The sequence below is a fragment of the Paractinoplanes pyxinae genome, assembly GCF_026626335.1.
In the GTDB taxonomy this organism is placed as follows: Bacteria; Actinomycetota; Actinomycetes; order Mycobacteriales; family Micromonosporaceae; genus Actinoplanes; species Actinoplanes pyxinae.
This window is the reverse complement of record NZ_JAPNTZ010000024.1, coordinates 106,231-125,552: the sequence shown is the minus strand read 5'-3', so window position 1 is coordinate 125,552 and position 19,322 is coordinate 106,231. Positions and strand designations below refer to the sequence as shown.

17 protein-coding genes are annotated in these 19,322 nt (G+C 70.2%); 8 read left to right on the top strand and 9 right to left on the bottom strand.

Annotated elements, in window-relative coordinates; translation table 11 throughout:
* Positions 1 to 20: 20 nt before the first annotated feature.
* Genes OWR29_RS45185 through ispG form a run of 4 tightly spaced genes read left to right on the top strand, consistent with a single transcriptional unit; the run spans position 21 to position 4,327 of the window.
* Positions 21 to 641 (top strand): Uma2 family endonuclease, encoded by a 621-nt coding sequence (locus OWR29_RS45185; protein WP_267569844.1) that lies wholly within the window; start codon positions 21 to 23, stop codon positions 639 to 641.
* A gap of 29 nt (positions 642 to 670) precedes the next feature.
* The gene (gene dxr, locus OWR29_RS45180; RefSeq protein ID WP_267569881.1) at positions 671 to 1,879 is read left to right on the top strand and encodes a 1-deoxy-D-xylulose-5-phosphate reductoisomerase; all 1,209 of its coding nucleotides are present in this window, start codon (positions 671 to 673) and stop codon (positions 1,877 to 1,879) included.
* A complete protein-coding gene (locus tag OWR29_RS45175; RefSeq protein ID WP_267569843.1) occupies positions 1,879 to 3,147 on the top strand; it encodes a M50 family metallopeptidase in 1,269 nt (422 codons plus the stop codon). Before dxr ends, OWR29_RS45175 begins: the two co-directional genes overlap by 1 nt.
* A gap of 7 nt (positions 3,148 to 3,154) precedes the next feature.
* Entirely contained in the window at positions 3,155 to 4,327 is a 1,173-nt protein-coding gene (ispG, locus tag OWR29_RS45170) for a flavodoxin-dependent (E)-4-hydroxy-3-methylbut-2-enyl-diphosphate synthase (protein WP_267569842.1), read from the top strand.
* Positions 4,328 to 4,409: 82 nt separating this feature from the next.
* On the opposite strand, the gene OWR29_RS45165 is transcribed toward ispG, so the two are convergent.
* Positions 4,410 to 5,249 carry a GNAT family N-acetyltransferase gene (locus OWR29_RS45165; protein ID WP_267569841.1) on the bottom strand — a complete coding sequence of 280 codons (840 nt, stop codon included), beginning with the start codon at positions 5,247 to 5,249 and terminating at the stop codon, positions 4,410 to 4,412.
* A gap of 124 nt (positions 5,250 to 5,373) precedes the next feature.
* On the opposite strand from OWR29_RS45165, the gene OWR29_RS45160 reads away from it, so the two are divergent.
* Positions 5,374 to 5,970: a PadR family transcriptional regulator gene (locus tag OWR29_RS45160; protein WP_267569840.1), complete on the top strand. Its 597-nt coding sequence runs from the start codon at positions 5,374 to 5,376 to the stop codon at positions 5,968 to 5,970.
* Positions 5,971 to 7,685: 1,715 nt separating this feature from the next.
* Here the strand turns inward: OWR29_RS45160 and OWR29_RS45155 are convergent.
* Both OWR29_RS45155 and OWR29_RS45150 read right to left on the bottom strand, forming a co-directional pair.
* Positions 7,686 to 8,324: a CG0192-related protein gene (locus tag OWR29_RS45155; RefSeq protein ID WP_267569839.1), complete on the bottom strand. Its 639-nt coding sequence runs from the start codon at positions 8,322 to 8,324 to the stop codon at positions 7,686 to 7,688.
* A 131-nt stretch (positions 8,325 to 8,455) separates the two neighbouring features.
* A complete protein-coding gene (locus OWR29_RS45150; protein ID WP_267569838.1) occupies positions 8,456 to 9,439 on the bottom strand; it encodes an LLM class F420-dependent oxidoreductase in 984 nt (327 codons plus the stop codon).
* 106 nt (positions 9,440 to 9,545) lie between these two features.
* On the opposite strand from OWR29_RS45150, the gene OWR29_RS45145 reads away from it, so the two are divergent.
* Together OWR29_RS45145 and OWR29_RS45140 are read left to right on the top strand one after the other, a co-directional pair.
* Positions 9,546 to 10,985, top strand: a complete 1,440-nt coding sequence (locus tag OWR29_RS45145; RefSeq protein ID WP_267569837.1) for an ATP-binding cassette domain-containing protein — start codon at positions 9,546 to 9,548, stop codon at positions 10,983 to 10,985.
* 1 nt (position 10,986) lies between these two features.
* Positions 10,987 to 13,122 (top strand): YhgE/Pip domain-containing protein, encoded by a 2,136-nt coding sequence (locus OWR29_RS45140; RefSeq protein WP_267569836.1) that lies wholly within the window; start codon positions 10,987 to 10,989, stop codon positions 13,120 to 13,122.
* Between the two features lie 167 nt (positions 13,123 to 13,289).
* Here OWR29_RS45140 and OWR29_RS45135 read toward each other — a convergent pair whose 3' ends face one another.
* On the bottom strand, positions 13,290 to 13,676 hold the full coding sequence (locus OWR29_RS45135; RefSeq protein ID WP_267569835.1) for a hypothetical protein: 387 nt from the start codon (positions 13,674 to 13,676) through the stop codon (positions 13,290 to 13,292).
* Between the two features lie 64 nt (positions 13,677 to 13,740).
* Between OWR29_RS45135 and OWR29_RS45130 the strand changes: the two genes are divergently transcribed.
* Positions 13,741 to 14,367: a TetR/AcrR family transcriptional regulator gene (locus OWR29_RS45130; RefSeq protein WP_267569834.1), complete on the top strand. Its 627-nt coding sequence runs from the start codon at positions 13,741 to 13,743 to the stop codon at positions 14,365 to 14,367.
* 23 nt (positions 14,368 to 14,390) lie between these two features.
* Here OWR29_RS45130 and OWR29_RS45125 read toward each other — a convergent pair whose 3' ends face one another.
* The 5 genes from OWR29_RS45125 to OWR29_RS45105 all read right to left on the bottom strand — a co-directional run bounded on the left by OWR29_RS45125 (position 14,391) and on the right by OWR29_RS45105 (position 18,762).
* Positions 14,391 to 15,458 carry an ABC transporter permease gene (locus OWR29_RS45125; RefSeq protein WP_267569833.1) on the bottom strand — a complete coding sequence of 356 codons (1,068 nt, stop codon included), beginning with the start codon at positions 15,456 to 15,458 and terminating at the stop codon, positions 14,391 to 14,393.
* Positions 15,455 to 16,339 (bottom strand): ABC transporter ATP-binding protein, encoded by an 885-nt coding sequence (locus tag OWR29_RS45120; RefSeq protein ID WP_267569832.1) that lies wholly within the window; start codon positions 16,337 to 16,339, stop codon positions 15,455 to 15,457. Before OWR29_RS45120 ends, OWR29_RS45125 begins: the two co-directional genes overlap by 4 nt.
* Before the next feature lie 77 nt (positions 16,340 to 16,416).
* A complete protein-coding gene (locus tag OWR29_RS45115) occupies positions 16,417 to 17,067 on the bottom strand; it encodes a response regulator transcription factor (protein WP_267569831.1) in 651 nt (216 codons plus the stop codon).
* A complete protein-coding gene (locus OWR29_RS45110) occupies positions 17,064 to 18,338 on the bottom strand; it encodes a sensor histidine kinase (protein ID WP_267569830.1) in 1,275 nt (424 codons plus the stop codon). Before OWR29_RS45110 ends, OWR29_RS45115 begins: the two co-directional genes overlap by 4 nt.
* Before the next feature lie 52 nt (positions 18,339 to 18,390).
* Positions 18,391 to 18,762 carry a MerR family transcriptional regulator gene (locus OWR29_RS45105; protein WP_267569829.1) on the bottom strand — a complete coding sequence of 124 codons (372 nt, stop codon included), beginning with the start codon at positions 18,760 to 18,762 and terminating at the stop codon, positions 18,391 to 18,393.
* Positions 18,763 to 19,322 lie beyond the last annotated feature (560 nt).

The following is a 19,322-nucleotide window of genomic DNA, read 5'->3' as shown; positions in this document are numbered from 1 at the left end:
ATCCCTCGCGGAGGTGGTCCATGGCAGCGCCCGCATTCGATCCGTCCTCCGGATCGCTCGAACCCTCGTTCGACTTGCTCGGCAAGCTTAATCAGCCATGGACCGCGCAAATGGCCCTCGACCTGCTGCCGGAGAACAACGGCCCCAAGGTCGAAGTCTTCCGCGGGAGCGTGATCGTGAGCCCACATGCCGGCTACATCCATCAAGCGGCCGAGCGCCAGATTGTCTACCTCATGCATGAGGCAGCCCGGAAGGCCCGCATGTGGGGCTATCCCGAGGTCAACATCGTCTCCGGCGACGATTTGTTCATCCCGGACTTCGTCGTTCTGCGGCGATCCGGCCGGGGGCAGATCACCATGCCGATCACGGATGTCGTGCTGATAGGTGAGATCGTCTCGGCGGGCAGCCGGCGGAAGGACGTCATCGACCGCCCGCGCGAGTACGCGGCCGGTGGTGTGCCTTTCTATCTGCGGGTCGACTTCCGGAATCACGTTCCCGGGCTCGTGCTGCACGAACTGGTCGACGGGGAGTATCGGCCGACGGTGGCCGCCGCTGCGGGAAGTGTGTTCTCGATGACCGAGCCGTTCGACTTCTCCATCGACCCCGCCGATCTGATGGACGAGGAGGACGACGAGGACTGAGCGCGAGCGGGGTGCGGGCATCCGGGAAGATGGGCGGCATGCGGGATCTCGTACTGCTCGGCTCGACCGGGTCCATCGGCACCCAGGCCATCGACATCGTGCGCCGCAATCCGGAAAGCTTCCGGGTGGTGGCGCTGGGCGCGGGCGGGGGCAACGTCGAGTTGCTGGCCGCGCAGGCGCTCGAGCTGGCCGTCGAGGTGGTCGGCGTGGCCCGCTCGTCCGTCGTCCAGGATCTGCAGCTCGCCTTCTACGCCGAGGCTCAGCGGCGGGGGTGGGCGACCGGCGACTTCAAGCTGCCGAAGATCGTGGCCGGGCCGGACGCGATGACCGAGCTCGCCCGGCAACCCTGTGACGTCGTGCTCAACGGGGTGGTCGGCAGCCTCGGGCTCGCCCCCACCCTGGCCGCGCTCGAAGAGGGGCGCATCCTCGCCCTGGCCAACAAAGAGTCGCTGGTCGCCGGCGGCCCGCTCGTGCACCGGATCGCCAAGGAAGGGCAGATCGTCCCGGTCGACTCCGAGCACTCGGCACTCGCCCAGTGCCTGCGTGGCGGCTCGGCGCAAGAGGTGCGCCGGCTCGTGCTGACCGCCAGCGGGGGAGCGTTCCGCGGCCGCCGGCGCGAGGAGCTGACGAACGTCACACCCGACGACGCGCTCAAGCACCCGACGTGGGACATGGGTCCGGTCGTCACGATCAACACGGCCACGATGGTGAACAAGGGGCTCGAGGTGATCGAGGCGCACGAGTTGTTCGGCGTGCCTTACGACGACATCGAGGTGATGGTGCACCCGCAGTCGGTGCTGCACTCGATGGTCGAGTTCACCGACGGCTCCACGCTGGCCCAGGCCAGCCCGCCCGACATGCGCCTGCCGATCGCGCTCGCGCTGGCCTGGCCCGACCGCGTGCCGGGTGCGGCGTCCGGCGTCGACTGGCGGGAGGCCCACAACTGGGAACTCCGGCCCCTGGACGACGAGGCCTTTCCCGCCGTACGCCTGGCGAAGCACGCCGGCCGGTCGGGGCGCTGCCTGCCGGCCGTCTACAACGCCGCCAACGAAGAGTGTGTGGCCGCTTTCGTCGCCGGTCGGCTACCTTTTCTGGGCATCGTCGACACGTTGGAGCGGGTCCTCGAGGCGGCTCCCGGATTTGCCGAGCCGAGTACCGTCGAGGAGGTGCTCGCCGCCGAGTCGTGGGCGCGTGCCCAGGCGCAGCAGATGATCGCTACGGCGGCAAAGGGAGCTTGATGTACTACTGGCTGGGATTCGCCGCGTTCGCGCTGGCCATCCTGATCTCGGTGAGTCTGCATGAGCTCGGCCACATGATCACGGCCAAGCGCTTCGGCATGAAGGTCACCAAGTACTTCGTCGGTTTCGGCCCGACGATCTTCTCGTTCCAGCGCGGCGAGACGGAGTACGGCCTCAAGCTCATCCCGCTCGGCGGCTTCTGCAAGATCGTCGGCATGACGCCGCAGGACGACGACGTCGCTCCCGAGGACCAGCCGCGCGCCATGTGGCGGTTCCCGGTGTGGAAGCGCACGGTCGTCATGTCGGCCGGCTCGATCACGCACTTCCTGCTGGCCGCGGTGGCCGCCTGGTTCGTCGCCATCTCGATCGGGCTGCCCAACACGGCGTACCCGCAGACGAACAGCGACCAGGCCAAAGAGAAGCCGGTCATCACGATCAGCGAGTGCACCTGGATCGAGATTCCGACCACCCAGCAGGACTGTGTGCCCGGGCAGAACGGCGGCGTGGCGGGTCCGGCGTACGCGGCCGGCCTGCGCGACGGCGACCTGATCACACAGGTCGGCACCACCCCGATCACGACGTACGGCCAGCTCACCGAGGCCGTCCGCACGCTGCCGGCGGGCGCTGTCCCGTTCCGCTACGAGCGCGACGGCGTGGCCGGCACGGCCCAGGTCAACCTGATCTCGGCCCAGCGCAAGCCGATCACCGACGACGGCGAGGGCCCGACCAGCACGGTCTCGGTGGCCGGCATCGGGTGGGACTTCGACAGCCTGCCGACCCAGATCAAGTACAACGCGGCCGAGGCGTTCCCGGCGACCGCCGACTACGGCTGGTTCCTGTTCAAGAACACGTTCGAGGCCATGAAGCGGATCCCCGACAAGATCCCCGCGCTGTGGCACTCGATCACCGGCAGCGAGCGTGACCCCGAGACCCCGATCAGCGTGATCGGCGCCAGCCGGCTCGGCGGCGAGGCCTTCCAGCACGGCGTGCCCGAGCTGTTCCTCAACGTCTTCATCTCGCTCAACGTGTTCATCGGCATCTTCAACCTGCTGCCGCTGCTCCCGCTCGACGGCGGGCACATCGCGATCGCCTGGTACGAACGCGTGCGCTCGTGGCTCTACTCGCGGATGCGGAAACCCGACCCGGGCCGTGTCGACTACTACAAGTTGATGCCTGTCACCTACGCAGTCATCTTGATCGGTGGTGTGTTCACCTTGCTGACAGCTACCGCCGATATCATCAACCCGATCACGATCTTCAACAGGTGATGCGAAAGTGACTGCCATCAGTCTCGGTATGCCGGCCGTGCCCCCGCCGCCGCTGGCGCCTCGCCGCCACAGCCGGCAGATCATGGTGGGCAACGTCCCGGTCGGCGGCGGCGCCCCGGTCAGCGTGCAGTCGATGACGACCACGCTCACCGCCGACGTCAACAAGACGCTGCAGCAGATCGCCGAGCTCACCGCCTCCGGCTGCCAGATCGTCCGGGTCGCGGTGCCCTCGCAGGACGACGTCGAGGCGCTGCCCGCGATCGCCAAGAAGTCGCAGATCCCGGTGATCGCCGACATCCACTTCCAGCCGAAGTACGTGTTCGCGGCGATCGACGCCGGCTGCGCGGCCGTCCGGGTCAACCCGGGCAACATCCGCCAGTTCGACGACAAGGTCAAAGAGATCGCGAAGGCGGCCTCCGACGCGCGCGTGCCGATCCGCATCGGCGTGAACGCGGGCTCGCTCGACAAGCGCTTGCTGCAGAAGTACGGCAAGGCCACCGCCGAGGCGCTGGTCGAGTCGGCCCTGTGGGAGTGCTCGCTGTTCGAGGAGCACGGCTTCCGCGACATCAAGATCTCGGTCAAGCACAACGACCCGGTCGTCATGATCCGGGCCTACCGGCAGCTCGCCGAGCAGTGCGACTACCCGCTGCACCTGGGCGTCACCGAGGCCGGCCCGGCGTTCCAGGGCACGATCAAGAGCTCGGTGGCCTTCGGCGCCCTGCTGGCCGAGGGCATCGGCGACACGATCCGGGTGTCGCTGTCGGCCCCGCCGGTCGAAGAGATCAAGGTCGGCCAGCAGATCCTCGAGTCGCTGGGCCTGCGCGAACGCGGTCTCGAGATCGTGTCGTGCCCGTCCTGCGGTCGGGCCCAGGTCGACGTGTACACGCTCGCCGAGCAGGTCACGGCCGGGCTCGAGGGCCTGCCGGTGCCGCTGCGGGTGGCCGTCATGGGTTGTGTCGTGAACGGCCCGGGTGAGGCGCGCGAGGCCGACCTGGGTGTGGCGTCCGGCAACGGCAAGGGCCAGATCTTCGTGAAGGGCCAGGTCATCAAGACGGTGCCCGAGTCGATCATCGTGGAGACGCTGATCGAAGAGGCTCTGCGCCTGGCCGACGAGATGGGCGCGGAGATCCCTGAGGAGCTGCGCGAACTGCTCCCCGGCCCGACGGTCACGGTTCACTGACGTACGTCGTAACGGAAGCCCTGCTTCGGCGGGGCTTCCGGAGCTGTGCGCTCCGACCGAAGTGTGCGCGGTTACGCCGTACTCAGAAAAGAACCGTCGCAAAACTCCCAGCCGATACGAAGCCGCACTTGGCGTAGACGCGCCGCGCTGCCGTGTTGTAGTCGTTCACGTAGAGGCTCACGGTGGGTGACACACGCCGTAGCGCGTCTTTAGTGACGGCAGCCATCGCGGGCGCGGCCAGGCCCCGGCCGCGGAACTCCGGATCGACCCAGACACCCTGCACTTGCGTCGTGCGGTTGGTGACGATGGCCAGCTCGGCCTTGAAGATCACCCGATCGCCGACGAAGCGCGCGTACGCCCGCTTGCCCTTGACCAGCTCGGCTATCCGCCGCCGGTAGCCGCGACCGCCGTCGTCGAGCAGCGGCGAGACGCCGACCTCTTCGGTGTACATGGACACGGCGGCCGGGAAGAGCGCGTCGACCTCGCTCGGGCGCACCAGCCGCACCTCGGGGTCGGGAGCGATCGCCGGGTCACGGTCGGCCACCAGCAGCGGTTGGTTGGGGCGGACGTCGCGGGCGCGGCCCCACTGGCCGCCCAGCCTGTCCCACAGGTCGAGCACCGCGTCGGACCGGCCGATGATCGACGAGCAGATGCGCGGCTCGGCCCCCAGCACCTCGGCGAACGCCGCCGTCGCGGCCGGCGTGGAGCAGACCGGCACCAGATGCGCGCCGGACCAGACGATCGACTCGACGCGACGGCCGGGCCCGTACCCGAAGATCCGCCCGTCGGAACGCCACCAGCTGAGCCCGTGCGCCGCCACTCGCTCGGCGATCTGGGCGCCGGCGTAGGGGTCGCGGTCGAGGACTCTCTCGACCTGCGCGCGCTCGGACTCACCGAGCTGGCGAATCGGCACCGTCAGCACAGCTATCACATTGCCAGATCCGCGACCCTCCACACCCGTCGCAGGGCGTTCCGGCGAAGAAACCCTTGCGGCCGAGCTATTGACGATATATCGTCTAGCTATCGACAACAGATCGGAGATAGTCATGAGGAACATCCATCACGGCCACCACGGCTTCCGTGCACGCGGCTTCACCTTCCCGCCCGGGTTCCCCTTCGGCGGCCCCGGCGACTTCGGGGGCGGCGGCTTCGGCCCCGGCGGCCCCTTCGGTCCGGGCGGGCGCGGTCCCCGGCGCGGCGGGCGCGGCTCGCGTCCCAACGTTCGCACCGCCGTCCTGGCGCTGCTTCTCGAACGCCCCATGCACGGCTACGAGATGATCCAAGAGCTCGACTCGCGCACGAACGGCATCTGGCGGCCCAGCCCCGGCTCGGTCTACCCGACGCTGCAACTGCTCGAAGACGAAGGCCTCATCGAGGCTGAGGCCGCCGGCGGCCGCAAGAGCTACCACCTGACCGACGCCGGCCGGGCCGAAGCCGAGACGGCCGCCGAGAACCCGCCCTGGGGAAACATCGGCGACGACACGATGTCCCAGGTGCAGGACTTCCGCGACGCGGCGGTCGGCATCATGGGCGCGCTCAAGCAGGTCGGCTTCAACGGCACGCCCGAGCAGCGCCAGCGGGCGCTCGAAATCCTGAACGAAACAAAGCGCAAGCTGTACGCCATCCTCGCCGACGGCGAGTGAGCCAGCGACAGCAAGTAGCGAGAAGGCGCATTCCACGGGGGTGCGCCTTCTCGCGTTTCTGACAACTGCCAAGTGCGAACGACGCAGATACCTCGACCGCGTGTCCCCGGCGAGAGGGGTAGCCGCGGTGGAGGGGCAGTCGGCGTGCCGGGACACGCCGGCGGCGGCCATGGCCTGTGTCGCGCGGAGTGGCGCAGCAGAACAGCTGGTGGTTGCGCGCTTGCGGGTTCGTCACCCTCATTTAGATGTACGGCGGCGTAGGGGCCCCAACCGCAGTATCGAGCACTCGCCGCTGCGGACGGCCTAGCTGCAACTCAAGGCCGCACCCGCCTTCCGGCCGGCGGCGTCTCGTCCGGCCGCATGCCAGCCCGGCTGATTTCCTCGGGCGGCTGCATCCCGCCGAGCCCGGCGTGGCTTTTGTTCCACTTGGCTACGTTTCGCTCGGAGTGCGTAACGCCCCGGCTGCGTCTCACTTGGGTCGGCTGCGTCCCGCGAGCTGTGTCCCGCCTCGCTCCCGCCGTGGCTGCGTTCCGCTCGGCCGCCTTCCGTCGGGTGCGTTCCGCTCGGGCTCCTTCCCGCTCCGGTCAGCTGTGTCCCGCCGCGGCGCGGCTGCGTTCCGCCTCAACTTCTTTCTGCCTCGGCTGTGTCCCGCTTAGGTCAGCTGCGTACCGCGCGCTAGCACTCGAGCGCCGGCATCGGTGGCGAGGGCCTGGTCGAGCTGTGTCCCGCCTTGCTCCCGGCGTGGCCGCGTTCCGCTCGGGTGCGTTCCGCTTGGGCTTTCTCCCCGCTCCCGTTAGCTGTGTCCCGCCTCGGCGTGGCTGCGTTCCGCCTCAACCTCGTTTCGCCCAGGCTGTGTCCCGCTTCAAGTCGGCTGCGTCCCGCGAGCTGTGTACCGCCTCGCCCCGGCGTGGCCGCGTTCCGCTCGGGCTGCCTCCCCGCTCCGGTCAGCTGTGTCCCGCGCCGGTGTGGCTGCCTTCCGCCTCAACTTCTTTCCGCCCCGGCTGTGTCCCGCTTAGGTCGGCTGCGCCCCGCGCCAGCTGTGTCCCGCCTCACTCCCGCCGGAGCCGACACGACCCGCGGGAACGTGCCGACCGACGGCTTCAAGCAGCTCGGCCACACGATGCGCACTCGTCGCTGGGGCCGGGTTGGTCGGGTGTGAGCGCGCCATGGCTGCGTTCCGCTCGGCAGCCTTGGCTGCCTTCCGCCCCGGGGTCGGCAACGCCCAGCCCCGCCCCCGGCGTGGCTGCGTTTCGCCTCGGCTCGGCTATGCCCAGCCCCACCCTGGTGTGATTGCGTTTCGCCTCGGCTTGGCTACGCAATAGGGGCTAACGAGGCTGCGTTCTGCGCAAGTGCGCCTCGGCCGGCGTGTGCCTGCTGGGTGCGGGCACCTCGTCTCGCGGGGGCGCGCACTCAGCGCCAAGGAGGCCGCCAACCGTATGCGCCTGCGCCGCCTGGGGTCTCGGGCCTACGTCCACGGCCGGGCGCCACGTGGCTCAAGCGGTCGTTCGCCGGGGCTGTGCGGATGCGGCCTGACGTCTGCGGTGGTGTCTTGGCCCTCATTCTGCCGGAGGGGTACGACACTCTCGGCTGAGGTTGGTTCGGCATTCGGCACTTAGGGAGGCATTCGTGCCTCGGCGTGGCCTGGAGGTTGCGCTGCGGGGAAAAGTGGTCCCGCCACTTGGGGGGCCTTGTGGCGGGAGGCTGGGGGACGGAGGTCAGCGGGGGTTGGCGAAGGCGAGGGCGATGGAGGCGGGCTGGCCGGGCCACGTTCCGAAGAGGACGGCGCCGGGTGGGGAGACGGCGTGGTTGAGGAGGCGGGGGATCGTGAGGGTGAGCTTGTCGGTTTCGATGACTGTGGGGTCGGACGGGTCGGTGCTGAGGATGGCCGTCACGGCTCGTGCCTCGGCGTAGTCGGTGGAGATGTTGCTTGTCGTGATGGCCATGCTGGGCTGGCGGGGTTCGAGGTGGCCGTCGACCTCCATGAATTCCTGGGCCTGGCCGCTGCCGGTGAGCAGGGCCTGGGCCAGGGCCTCGGCGTAGACAAGGTCGCCGGGGGCGTCGTACACCCAGCGGGTGCCCAGGGCCGAGTGTTCCATCGTGCCGATCAGCCACTGCTCGGCGCCTTCGACAGGGGCGCCGCGGTAGGTCAGCGGAACCTGGTACGTGAGGCCGCTGCCCGCTGTGACCAGCAGCGTTTCGATGCCGACCTCACCCTCGGGGTCGTCGAAACGGTAGGACGCCACCCGCTCGACCGGGGCGCCGGCTTCGCCTTGAAACCACGAGCGGCTCGGGAGCCACGCCGCCAGCAGTTCAACCTTGGTGGGACTCAGAGTCGCCTTGTGGATCAATGCCATGCGCCGCATCGTAGTTTCCCGGCGCCCCTCGCGGGCAGCCGCTTTCCGGGCAGAAGTGGTAGCGCTCCCATGCACTCCGGGCAAATCGGTCGGATCAATGCCCTGCGCTGGGTGTAGGCGCCGCCCAAGAGCTAGGAGCGGCCCAGGGCGGCCAGCAGCTCGAGGATGGCCGGGGTGTCGCCGGAGTCCAATGTGGGAGTCGGTAGCAGCGCCATGGCCGGGACGGTGACGCCGGCCTTGACGTACGCCTCGACCCGGGCCCGGCACTCGGCCGGCGAGCCGTGCACGGTCAGCTCGTCGACCACCTTGTCGGGGATGGCGGCCAGCGCACCCTTGCGGTCGCCCGACGACCAGGCCTGCCACATCGGGGTCAGCACCTCTTCCCGGCCCAGCCAGCGGTGGAAGGCGGCGTACGCGGGCACGGTCAGATAGGCGGCGATCATGCGGCGGCCCAGGCGGCGGGCGTGCTCGGCGTCGTCGGTAGGGCACACGAAAATGCGGGCGGCCACGTCGAAGTCGGGCTTGTCGGTTTTGACCTCGGCCAGCGCCGTGTGCACGTCTTTCGCCGAGAGCCAGTTGAGGATCACGCCGTCGGCCTCGGCGGCGGCCAGGCGGAGCATGCCCGGGCGAAGCGCGGCGAGCAACACCTGCGGGGGCACCGACGGCGGGCGTTCCAGCCGGAAACGCCGTACGGAAAAGGTCTCGAACTGCCTGTCGACCAGCTCACCGGCGAGCGCCGGCCGCAGGAAGCGCAGCATGTCGCGGCTGCGCTGGAACGGCTCGGTGAACTCGGCGGCGTTCCAGTCGCCGACCACCACGGGTGACGAGGCGCCGATGCCCAGCTGGAACCGGCCGGGCGCGGTCTCGGCCAGGGCGGCCGCGGTCATGGCGAGCAGGCCGGGGCCGCGGGTGAAGACGGGCGCGACCGCCGTTCCGAGCCGCAGGCCGGGCGTCCACGCGGCGGCCAGGGTCAGCGGGGTGAAGGCGTCGGAGCCGGCCACCTCCGAGGTCCACAGGTCGGTGAAGCCGGCGTCGGCCAGCGTCCGGTAGACCTCGGCGTGCTCGGACAGCGGGATCCCGGCCAGCGGAACGGTCATGCCCCATCGCGTCGACATGCCGATGATCCTGCCTGCCCGTGAGCTCCGCCACCAAGGGGTGGCGGCGATCAATGCCGGGGGTATGTTTTTGAACTGACCAGTCAGTTTAAGTTCGGGGGCCGTCATGCCGGTGCTCATCGCGCGCGGAGCGGGCGTCCGCCAACGCCGTCGCCGCGGCCGCGACCCGTGGCTCTTCCGCGACCTCGACGTGACGGTCGAGCCGGGCGACCTGGTCGCGGTGACCGGCCCGCCCGGCAGCGGCCGAACCACGATGCTGCTGGCCCTCGCCCGCCGCTTCCGCCTCAACGCGGGGTCGGTCGAATTGCACGGCCGCGCGTCACTCGGCTACGTGCCCGAGGTCTCCATCCCCGAACCTGTCTTCACCGTCACCGAACACGTCCGCGAGCGGCTGATGTTGCTCGGCCGCCCCCGGTCCGAGGCGGCCGGCGTCGATCTGCACGGCCTCGATCCGCAAAAGCAGGGTCAAGACCTTTCCCCGTACGAGAAACAGGTGCTCGGCCTCGTCCTGGCTCAACTCGCCCACCCGGCCGTGATAGCCCTGGACGCCTACGACGACGGCCTCGACTCCCGCGAGCGAGACACCCTGTGGCACCTGATCACCACCCTGACGGCCTCAGGCACAGCCGTGATCCTCACCACCCGCAAGATAGACCCGACCCAGGTGACCACGGTGATCAGCCTCGGCAACGATTCCGTACCACCCAATACGGATAAATATGGTTTGGACGGAGCGGCAGACTCGGCATGGGCCCCGGTGTCGCCGGGCAGTGACACCGCCCACGGAACCCCGGCCGTGTCGTCCGCGGGGCAGGAGCTGCCACGCGCGCCCGAGCAGTCAGCTTCAGAAAAGCCGACTCCGTCGCCCGTGCAGGAGTCGTCGGCTGAGCCAAAGCCTGATCGGTCGACGTCGGAAGAGCCCCCAGTCGGGTCAGGGCCCTCGGCGCCGGCGACCTCGCAGGGCACCCCGGAGTCGCCGCCCGCGAGCAAGCCTGCGCCCGCGGGCGAGTCACTGGCCGCGTGCGAGTCTTCGGCTGAGGGCGAGTCGTCGGCTGTGCGGAAGCCATCGGCTGCGGGTGAGTTGTCGGCCGCGCGCGAGCCGTCGGCTGCGGGTGAGCCTTCGCCCGCGCGTGAGGCTTCGGCTGCAGGCGAGTCATCGGCCGAGCAGAAGCCATCGGGTGCAGGCGAGTCGTCAGCCGCACGCGAGCCTTCAGCTCCGGGTCAGCCTTCAGCTCCGGGTGCGCCTTCGCCCGGCCGTGAGCCTTCGCCCGCCCGTGAGCCTTCGGCCGCGGGTGAGTTGCCGGCTGGACGCGAAGGCTCGGCCGCGGGCGGGTTGGTGGCCGCGTCTGACACGACGGCTTCTTCGGGCGCATCGAGTGCGCCCGAATCGGTGGCGCCGGTTGTCGAGTCTGAGCCGGTGGCTGAGGCGGAGCCAATGGCCGTGTGTGCTCCGACGGAAGCGGTGCAGGCGGACGTCGTACTCGATGAAGAGCGAGAACACCCCCACAAAGAGCCAGAAACACCCTCCCACTCAAGGGGGCTATGACTTGTCCGCGTTCACTTTGGCCGGCTATGAGCTGCGGCGCTTTCTGCGCGGCAACCTCACTCGGGCCGCTCTCGCTGCTCTGGCCGTCATCCCCCTTCTCTACGGCGCTCTTTACCTCTATGCGTTCTGGGATCCTTATGGGCGCCTCAATCACATCCCCGCCGCGCTTGTTGTTGAGGACCGCGCGGCCACGGCGAGTGACGGCACCAAGCTGCACGCCGGGCAGGACCTGGCCGATGAGCTGATCAAGCGCGAGGTCTTCGACTGGCATGTCACCGATGAGGCCGGCGCCGAGCGGGGCCTTACCGACGGCCGCTATCAGCTGTTGCTGCGCATTCCGGCTGACTTCTCGGCGAACCTCGCCTCCCCGCCCGACGCCGCCAAGAAGCCTGAGGCGGCCGAATTGACGGCAGTAAGTGACGACGCCACCAACTATCTGACCGGTGTCTTCGCCCGCACCGCGTTCGATGAAGTGCGGTCGGCCGCCGCGTCCAGTGCTTCGGCGGGCTACTTCGACAAAATGCTTATCGGCTTCACCGACCTCAAGCAGCAGACCGAGCAGGCCGCCGACGGCGCCGGCAAACTTCGGAACGGTGTCGACAGCGCGAAATCGGGTGCCGACAAGCTTTCCGGTGGGTTGGATGACGCCCGCGACGGCGCCGGGCGGCTCCAGAGCGGTCTGGGCACGGCCGGGCGCGGCGCCGGTGATCTGGCCGACGGCCTCACCCAGCTGAACGCTGGCGCCCAGCAATTGGCCTCCGGCACTCAGCAGGCGGCGGCCGGTGGGCGGCAGCTCGCCACCGCTGTCGACGCCGCGGCCGACGAGGCCGAGCCGCTGCTGCGCGACAACGCCCAGCGGATCGCCGACGCCGCCAACCTGGTCGCCGGTGGCGCCGACACGCTGGCCGCCAACATCGGGGCCATCGACGACGCCGCCGATCAGGCCGTTCGCAACGCCCGGCAGCTGCAGTCCTATTTGAACACTCTGCCCGGCGACACCGAAGGCCTCGCCGATGCCAAGGCGCTCGCGGCCCGGCTGGTCACCGCGGCCGAGCGCGTACGGGACACGGTGAACGACGCCGACCTCGGAGCGCTGCGCGCCGAGCTCCGCCAGGTGGCCGCGACCGCCCGTCAGATCGCCGCGGCCGCCCCGCACCTGGCCGACGACGTGCAGGCCGCGCGGTCCCGGGTCGATCAGCTCTCGGCCGGGCTCAACCGCCTGGCCACCGGGGCGGCCCAGCTCAGCACCGGCACCGCCCAGGCCAGGCAGGGCGCGCTCGACCTGCAGGGCGGCCTCTACCGGCTGTCCTCCGGCGCTCGCGAGCTCTCCGGCGGTCTCGGCACGCTGGCCGACGGTGGTCACCAGCTCGCGAACGGGCTCGGTCAGTTGCAGGGCGGCGCCGAGCAACTGGCCACCGGCCTGGCCGACGGGGCCGATCAGATCCCCGGGTACGGCGACGATCCCAGCGACCGCGCCGGCGTGCTCGCCGATCCGGTGTCGCTCGACCGCAGCGTGCGGCATCCGGCCGGCACGTACGGGGTGGGTTTCGCGCCGTACTTCCTGGCCCTGGCCCTGTGGGTCGGCGCGATGATCACGTTCATGGTGTTGCGCCCGCTCAACCGCCGCTACCTGGTCTCGGAGGCGCCCAGCACCCGGGTCGCGCTGGCCGGTCTGCTGCCCGCGGTGGCGATCGGCCTGGTCCAGGCGACGCTGCTCTTCCTGGTGGTGCACTTCGCGCTGGGCCTGAACCCGGTGCACCCGGTGGCCACGTGGGGGCTGCTCGCGCTGACCGCCACCGTCTTCGCCGCGATCATGCAGCTGCTCGGCGCGGCCCTCGGCGCTCCCGGCCGCATCGCCGCGCTGGCTCTGCTCATGCTGCAGCTGACGTCCTCCGGCGGCACCTACCCCGTGCAGACGTCACCCGGCTTCTTCCAGGCGATCCATCCCTTGCTGCCCATGACCTACGTGGTTCAGGCCGCCCGCCACACCATCGACGGCGGGCCGTGGGGAACCGTCGTGCAGGGCGTGCTGGTGCTTATGGCGTACGGGTTGGGAGCGCTCGCCCTGACCGTGCTGACCGCCCGCCGGAGCCGCCGCCTGAGCATGAGCGACCTGCACCCCGAACTGGTGATCTGAGCCTAGGGTCTGTTTCGTAGCAGGGGCGGGGCTGCGGCGAGGCCCAGATCCCGCCTGGCGGCGTCCCGTGAAAGCCCGGTTCCAACACCGGGAGCCGGGCTTCCACGGGCCACCACCAGACGAAATCTGGACCGCGCCTCGCTCCCACCCTTGCTACGAAACAGACCCTAGTCGGCGACGAACACCGCGATAGTCCGGCCGAGCGGCGTGAGGGTGAAGACCGCCAGGGCGCACGTGAGCACGGCGGCGGCGACGCACCACCGATACAGCGCCGCCGAAATGCTGCGGTGAAGGGCCAGTTGGGCGAGCGAGACAATTGCTAGCGCTACGGCGAACGGCGCGCCCAGCAGGGTGATGTAGAAGCCGGGCACGCCCAGCAGCCAGCCGGGCACGATCCACAACCAGGTCGGCGGATAGGTCCGCGGGGCCCACAGGTACGGCACGACGGCGGCGGCCAGGTAGGCCGCGACGACGTACAGCTCGACGGCCACGAGGGTGCGGACGAGCCCGACCGGTGCAGTGCGTCGGCGCGGCCAGGCGGAACTGGAAGTCACAGGCCGGAACTGTAGACGGCGGCGTCGGCCGGCGGGGCCCGTGGTGATGGCTAGAGTCGCGATGGTGGCGGCGGGAAAGGCGGCAGTGGTGGCGACGGACGGGCGGACGCGGCGGCGGGAGGACACGCGGCAGCGGTTGTTCGAGGCGGCCGTCGAGCTGATCGCCGAGCAGGGGTTCTCGGCCACCACGGTCGACGACATCGCGTTGCGGGCCGGGGTGGCCAAGGGCACCGTCTACTACAACTTCAAGTCGAAGACCGACCTCTTCGAGGAGCTGCTGCGGTACGGCATCGGTCTGCTCACCGACGAGTTCCGAAACGCGGTGGAAGGGCTGCCCCCGCGCGAGGCGGTGGCCGCCCTTGTCCGCAGCCAGCTCGAGTACATCCGCCGCTACCGGGCCTTCGCCCAGCTGCTGCTCTCGGAGATGTGGCGCACGAACCGCGAGTGGCAGCAGACCCTGGTCCTGCTGCGGGAGCAGGCCATCGGCGTGATCGCCGAGACCGTCCAGGCCGGCGTCGACTCCGGCGATCTGCCGGCCGACCTGGACGTGCGCGTGGCCTCTTCCGCCTTGTTCGGTGTCGGCCTGGTGGTGGCCGTCGACTGGCTGGTCTTCCTGCCCGAGCGCCCGATCGAGCAGGTCGAGGAGTCGCTGCTGGCGATCGTGCGGCGGGTCGGCGGCACGACGCCGTAGTCCGGCCGGCCGGCGAGGCGGGACTACACCGTGGTGCGCGACCGCCAGGCCGTGGCCCAGCTGGTCTTGCCGTTGGTGCGCAGCAGCGAACCCTCGTAGACGCGGGCCCCGACCGCCAGCAGCGCCGCCGCGGTGACGGCCATGATGCCGAGCGACACGAACGGTTCCCACAGGGCGGCGTCGCCGTTGAAGATGCGGGTCGGCATCGCGGTCGGCGCCGAGAACGGGATGTACGAGAAGACCCGCATCGCCAGGTCGTTCTCGCCGAAGAAGATCACCGCGAAGAACGGCAGCATGACGGCCATCTGCACCGGCTGGGACGAGCTGTTCAGGTCTTCCGGGCGCGAGGCCAGGGCGCCCACCCCGGCCCACAGCGCGGCCAGCATGACGAAGCCGATCAGGAAGAACGCCACGAACCAGCCGATCGTCGGCTGCAGCAGATGCAGCACCCCGCGGTCGAGGCCGGCCAGCCGGGCGCCGATCAGCGTCACGATCGCGATCAGGGCCACCTGGGCGAACGCCAGCAGCGTGAGCGCCGCGACCTTGCCCGCCAGCAACGCCCGGGTCGGCACGCTGGCCACCAGGATCTCGACGATCCGGGTCTGTTTCTCCTCGGTGACGCTCTGCGCGATCTGCAGCCCGAACAGGAACGAGGTGAAGAAGAAGACGAAGGCCAGAGCAAAAGGCACGATGTACGCGAGGAAGGGGTCGACCGCGTCCACGTCGAGCAGCCGGACGGGTGGCTGGGTGCTCAGCGCGTTCACGACGTCGCCGGGCCGGTCGGACATGGCGATGACCTCGGGCCCGCTCACCACGGCCGCGTCCACGTCGCCGTCGCGCACCAGCTGCTCGGCCGCCGCGTCACTGGCGACCACCCGCACCTCGAGGTCTTCCTGCTGCTGCAGGCGGGTGGCGGTGGCCTGGTCGGCGACCGCGACAGTGGTCGCGCCGCCCGAGAACAGCACCGGGAGCACCGTGACGGCGATCGCGAAGAGCAGGAAGAACACCGTGCTGAAGATGAACGTCTTGTCGCGCAGCTTGACCCGGATCTCGCGGGCGGCCACGACCTTGGCGGCGGCGTAGGTGCTCATCGGACGACCTCTCGGAAGATCTCGGTCAGGGACGGGACGACCGGGCCGAAGCTGCGCACCGGGCCGCGTTCCAGGGCGGCCAGCAGCACTTTCTGGTCGTCGGACCCGGGATCGAGGTCGAAGACGGCGCGCGGCCCCTCCAGGTCGAGCAGGGTGACGCCGGGTTGGTCGCGCAGCCAGCCGGCGTCGGTGTCGACGACCAGTTGGTAGCGCGGCAGGGCGTGCTGGGCGCGCAGCGCGTTCCGGTCGCCGGCGGCCCGGATCGAGCCGTCCGCGATGATCACCAGGTCGTCGCACAGCCGCTCGACCAGCTCGAGCTGGTGGCTCGAGAACAGCACCGGCACGCCCGAGGAGGCGCGGTCGCGCAGCACGTCGACCATCGTCTCGACGGCGATCGGGTCGAGGCCGGAGAACGGCTCGTCGAGCACGAGCACCTCGGGGTCGTGCACCAGCGCGGCGGCGACCTGCGCCCGCTGCTGGTTGCCGAGCGACAGCTTCTCCAGCTTCTCGCCGGCCCGTTCGCCCAGCCCGAGTCGTTCGAGCAATTTGGTCGTACGGTCCTCGGCCGCGGAACTGCTGAGGCCGTGCAACCGTCCCAGGTAGACGACCTGGTCGTGCACGGTCATCTTCGGGTAGAGCCCGCGCTCCTCAGGCATGTAGCCGAAGCGCTGCCGGATCTCACGGGTCAGCGGCCTGCCTTCCAGGGTCACCTCACCGCTGTCGGCGGCCAGCACACCCAGGATGATCCGCATGGTGGTGGTCTTGCCGGCGCCGTTCGCGCCGACGAAGCCGGTCAGTTTGCCGCTCCCGACGGGGAACGTGACGTCCCGCAGAACGGCCCGGTCCCCGAAGCTGCGGCTGACGGATTCGACGTTCAGCATGCCTTCGACGCTAGGGAAATCGGCCCGCGAATGCGTCCGGCTCAAGCATGATCCACCGGGTCCGTCCTGCGGAGGACCTACCCGCCGGGGCGGACCACCCCTAGTTCGTAAGCGAAAACCACTGCCTGCGTACGGTCGCGAGCCCCCAGCTTGGTCAGCACCCGGCTGACATGGGTCTTGACCGTCGTCTCGCCCAGGTGCAGGGCGGCCGCGATCTCGGCATTCGTGGCGCCCCCGGCCAGCTCGACCAGCACCTCGTGTTCCCGCGGGGTCAGCTCACCCAGGAGGGCCGCCGCCCGGGGCGCCCCCGGCCGGGCGAAGGCCGAGATCACCCGGCGCGTGATCTCGGGCGCCAGCAGCGCGTCCCCGCGAGCCACCACCCGCACCGCCTCGACCAGCGATTCCGGCGAGCTGTTCTTGAGCAGGAACCCGCTCGCCCCGGCCTCGAGCGCCGCGAACAGGTAGTCGTCGCGGTCGAAGGTGGTGAGGATCAGCACGGACGGGCCGTCGTCGGCGGCGACGATCCGGCGGGTCGCCTCCAAGCCGTCCATGCCGGGCATCTCGACGTCCATCAGCACCACGTCGGGGCAGTGCCGGGCGGTCGCCTCGACGGCCTCCGTCCCGTTCTCGGCCTCGCCGACGACCTCGATGTCGTCCTCCATCCCGAGGATCACCCGGAAGCCGGTGCGGACCAGCCGGTGGTCGTCCGCGAGGAGGACCCGGATCACGACGCCACCGCCCGCTGGGCCGGGATCAGCGGCAGCCGGGCCCGCACCCGGTAGCCGCCGGCCGAGCGATTGCCGGTCTCGACCGCCCCGCCGAGCAGGGCCACCCGCTCGCGCATGCCGACCAGGCCCATCCCGCCCTCGCCGCTCGGCCGGGTGGCGGCCCCGCGCCCGTCGTCGGCCACGTCGACCTCCAGTTCACGAGCCAGATAGCGCAGCCGGACGTCGATCGTGGACGCCCCGGCGTGCTTGAGCGAGTTGGTCACGGCCTCCTGCACGATGCGGTACGCCGCCTGCGAGGTCGATTCCGGCAGCGGTACGGCGGTGCCGAACACGGCGAACTCGGCGGTCAGCCCGGCGTCGCGCACGCGGTCGAGCAGCTTCGCCACCTGGTCGACCCCCGCCGTGGGGGCGGACACCGGCTCGTCGGCCGTGCGCAGCGCGCCCAGCATCCGGTGCAGTTCGTCCACCGCCGTCCGCGCGCCCTCCTCGACCGAGGTGAGCGCGTCCCGCGCCGTCTCGGTATCCCGGTCCATGGCCCGGCGGGCCGCCGCGGCCTGGATGCCCATGACCGAGACATGGTGGGCGACGACGTCGTGCAGCTCGCGGGCGATGCGCAGCCGTTCGGTGACCACCGCCCGCTCCTCGGCCGCGGCCCGGGCCTGGCGCAGCTCTTCCGCCTGCTCGACCAGCACCGCCTCGCGCCGCGCGGCCAGCCAGGCCGTCTCGCCGAAGAAGTAGGAGAAGCCGAACACCACCATGTTCATGAGCACCTGGCCGACCAGGGCCGACAACAAAGGCGGCAGCTCGCCGGTGCCGTCCGGGAAGGCGTCCTCCGGCAGCGAGTCGGCGGCGATCAGCCAGGCGATGGCCAGCCAGCCGAACATCGCGGCGATGACGACGATCCGCAACCAGCGCGACCGGGCCCTGTCCCGCCCCCAGGCGCCCTCGGCGTAGATGGCCGCGAAGATCGCGCCCGAGGCGAACTGGATCTCTTGCGCCCCGCGGACCTGGCCGGCGATGAACACCGCGGCCGTGATCACCAGCACGACCTCGGGGTGGCTGCGCCGCCAGATCAGCGGGACGGTGACGGCCAGCGCGAACGCCAGGTGTTCGGGTGCGCTGCGCTCGACACCCCACACGAACTGACCGACGCTGCGGCTGAGCATCACGTTGAGCAGCGCGGCGGCCACCACGACGAGCGCGATGACCAGGTCGTTACGGCGCTGGCGGCGGGTGGGCCCGGGGCGTTGCCAGTCGTCGAGGCTGCGCATGCCCCTTAGGCTGCCACAACCCCCTCAGGCTGCCACAACGGCAATTTGATCATCAGGGTGCGCGGTAGTACTGGGTCTTCGCGATGTCCGGGTGGGTCGGGGTGGGAATGTCGGCGTCGTCGTCCGAGGTCAGGCTGCCGCCGAGCTCGACGATGCGGCGGTGGGCGGCGGCCAGCCGGTCTTCCAGCATGACGATGCGGCAGGCCGCGCCGAGCTGAATGCCCTCGTCCAGGAGCTGGCGGACGCGCAGGGCGAGTTGAAGCTGATGACGGGAGTAGCGGCGGTGGCCGCCGAGGGAGCGCTCGGGCTCGATCAGGCCGGCGGCGCCGAGGCTGCGGAGGAAGGCCGGCGTCACACCGATCATGTCGGCGGCACGGCCCATCGTGTACGCCGGAAAGTCGGCGTCGTCGAAGGTGGTGCTCATCGTGCCCTTCCGAGGGGGTGGTCCGAGAGGCGCACAGTCAAAGGGGGGAGCACAATCCAAGGCCCCGGCGGGTAACCGGGGCCCTGGCTTTTCAATTCTGGTGCCGGCCGTCGCCGGCGCATGCGGTAGTCCGCCTGCGTGCCGCTAGCGGACCACCTGAGTGAATGGCATCGGCTGCGATCACCTCTTGTCGGGTCGGGGACGTTGCGCTTACGCGTTGCTGCGGTATCTCGTCCTCCTTAACCAACTCAGGTTCTGTGCCATGTGCGTGTCGGCTGTGCGTGGCCGACGACACAGACTCTATGCCGATCACCGTCGGATTTCTAGTACCGGCGCTGCAGATTTTTTGGACAAATCGCAAAAGGTATTCGCGTTGTCGCAGGTGAAGGTGGGGAGAGTGAGGCGGCGGCGCGGGACGGGCGCAGGGCGCGGCGATGCCGCGTGAGAGAGAGGTGACCGCGCCCCGCGCCGCCGCGGGCCGAGGCGCCGATGGGCGGCCCCGGGAGCTCGCGGAGCCTGCCGAGGGCCCGCGTCTGCCCATGAGTGTGCGGCGAACGAGC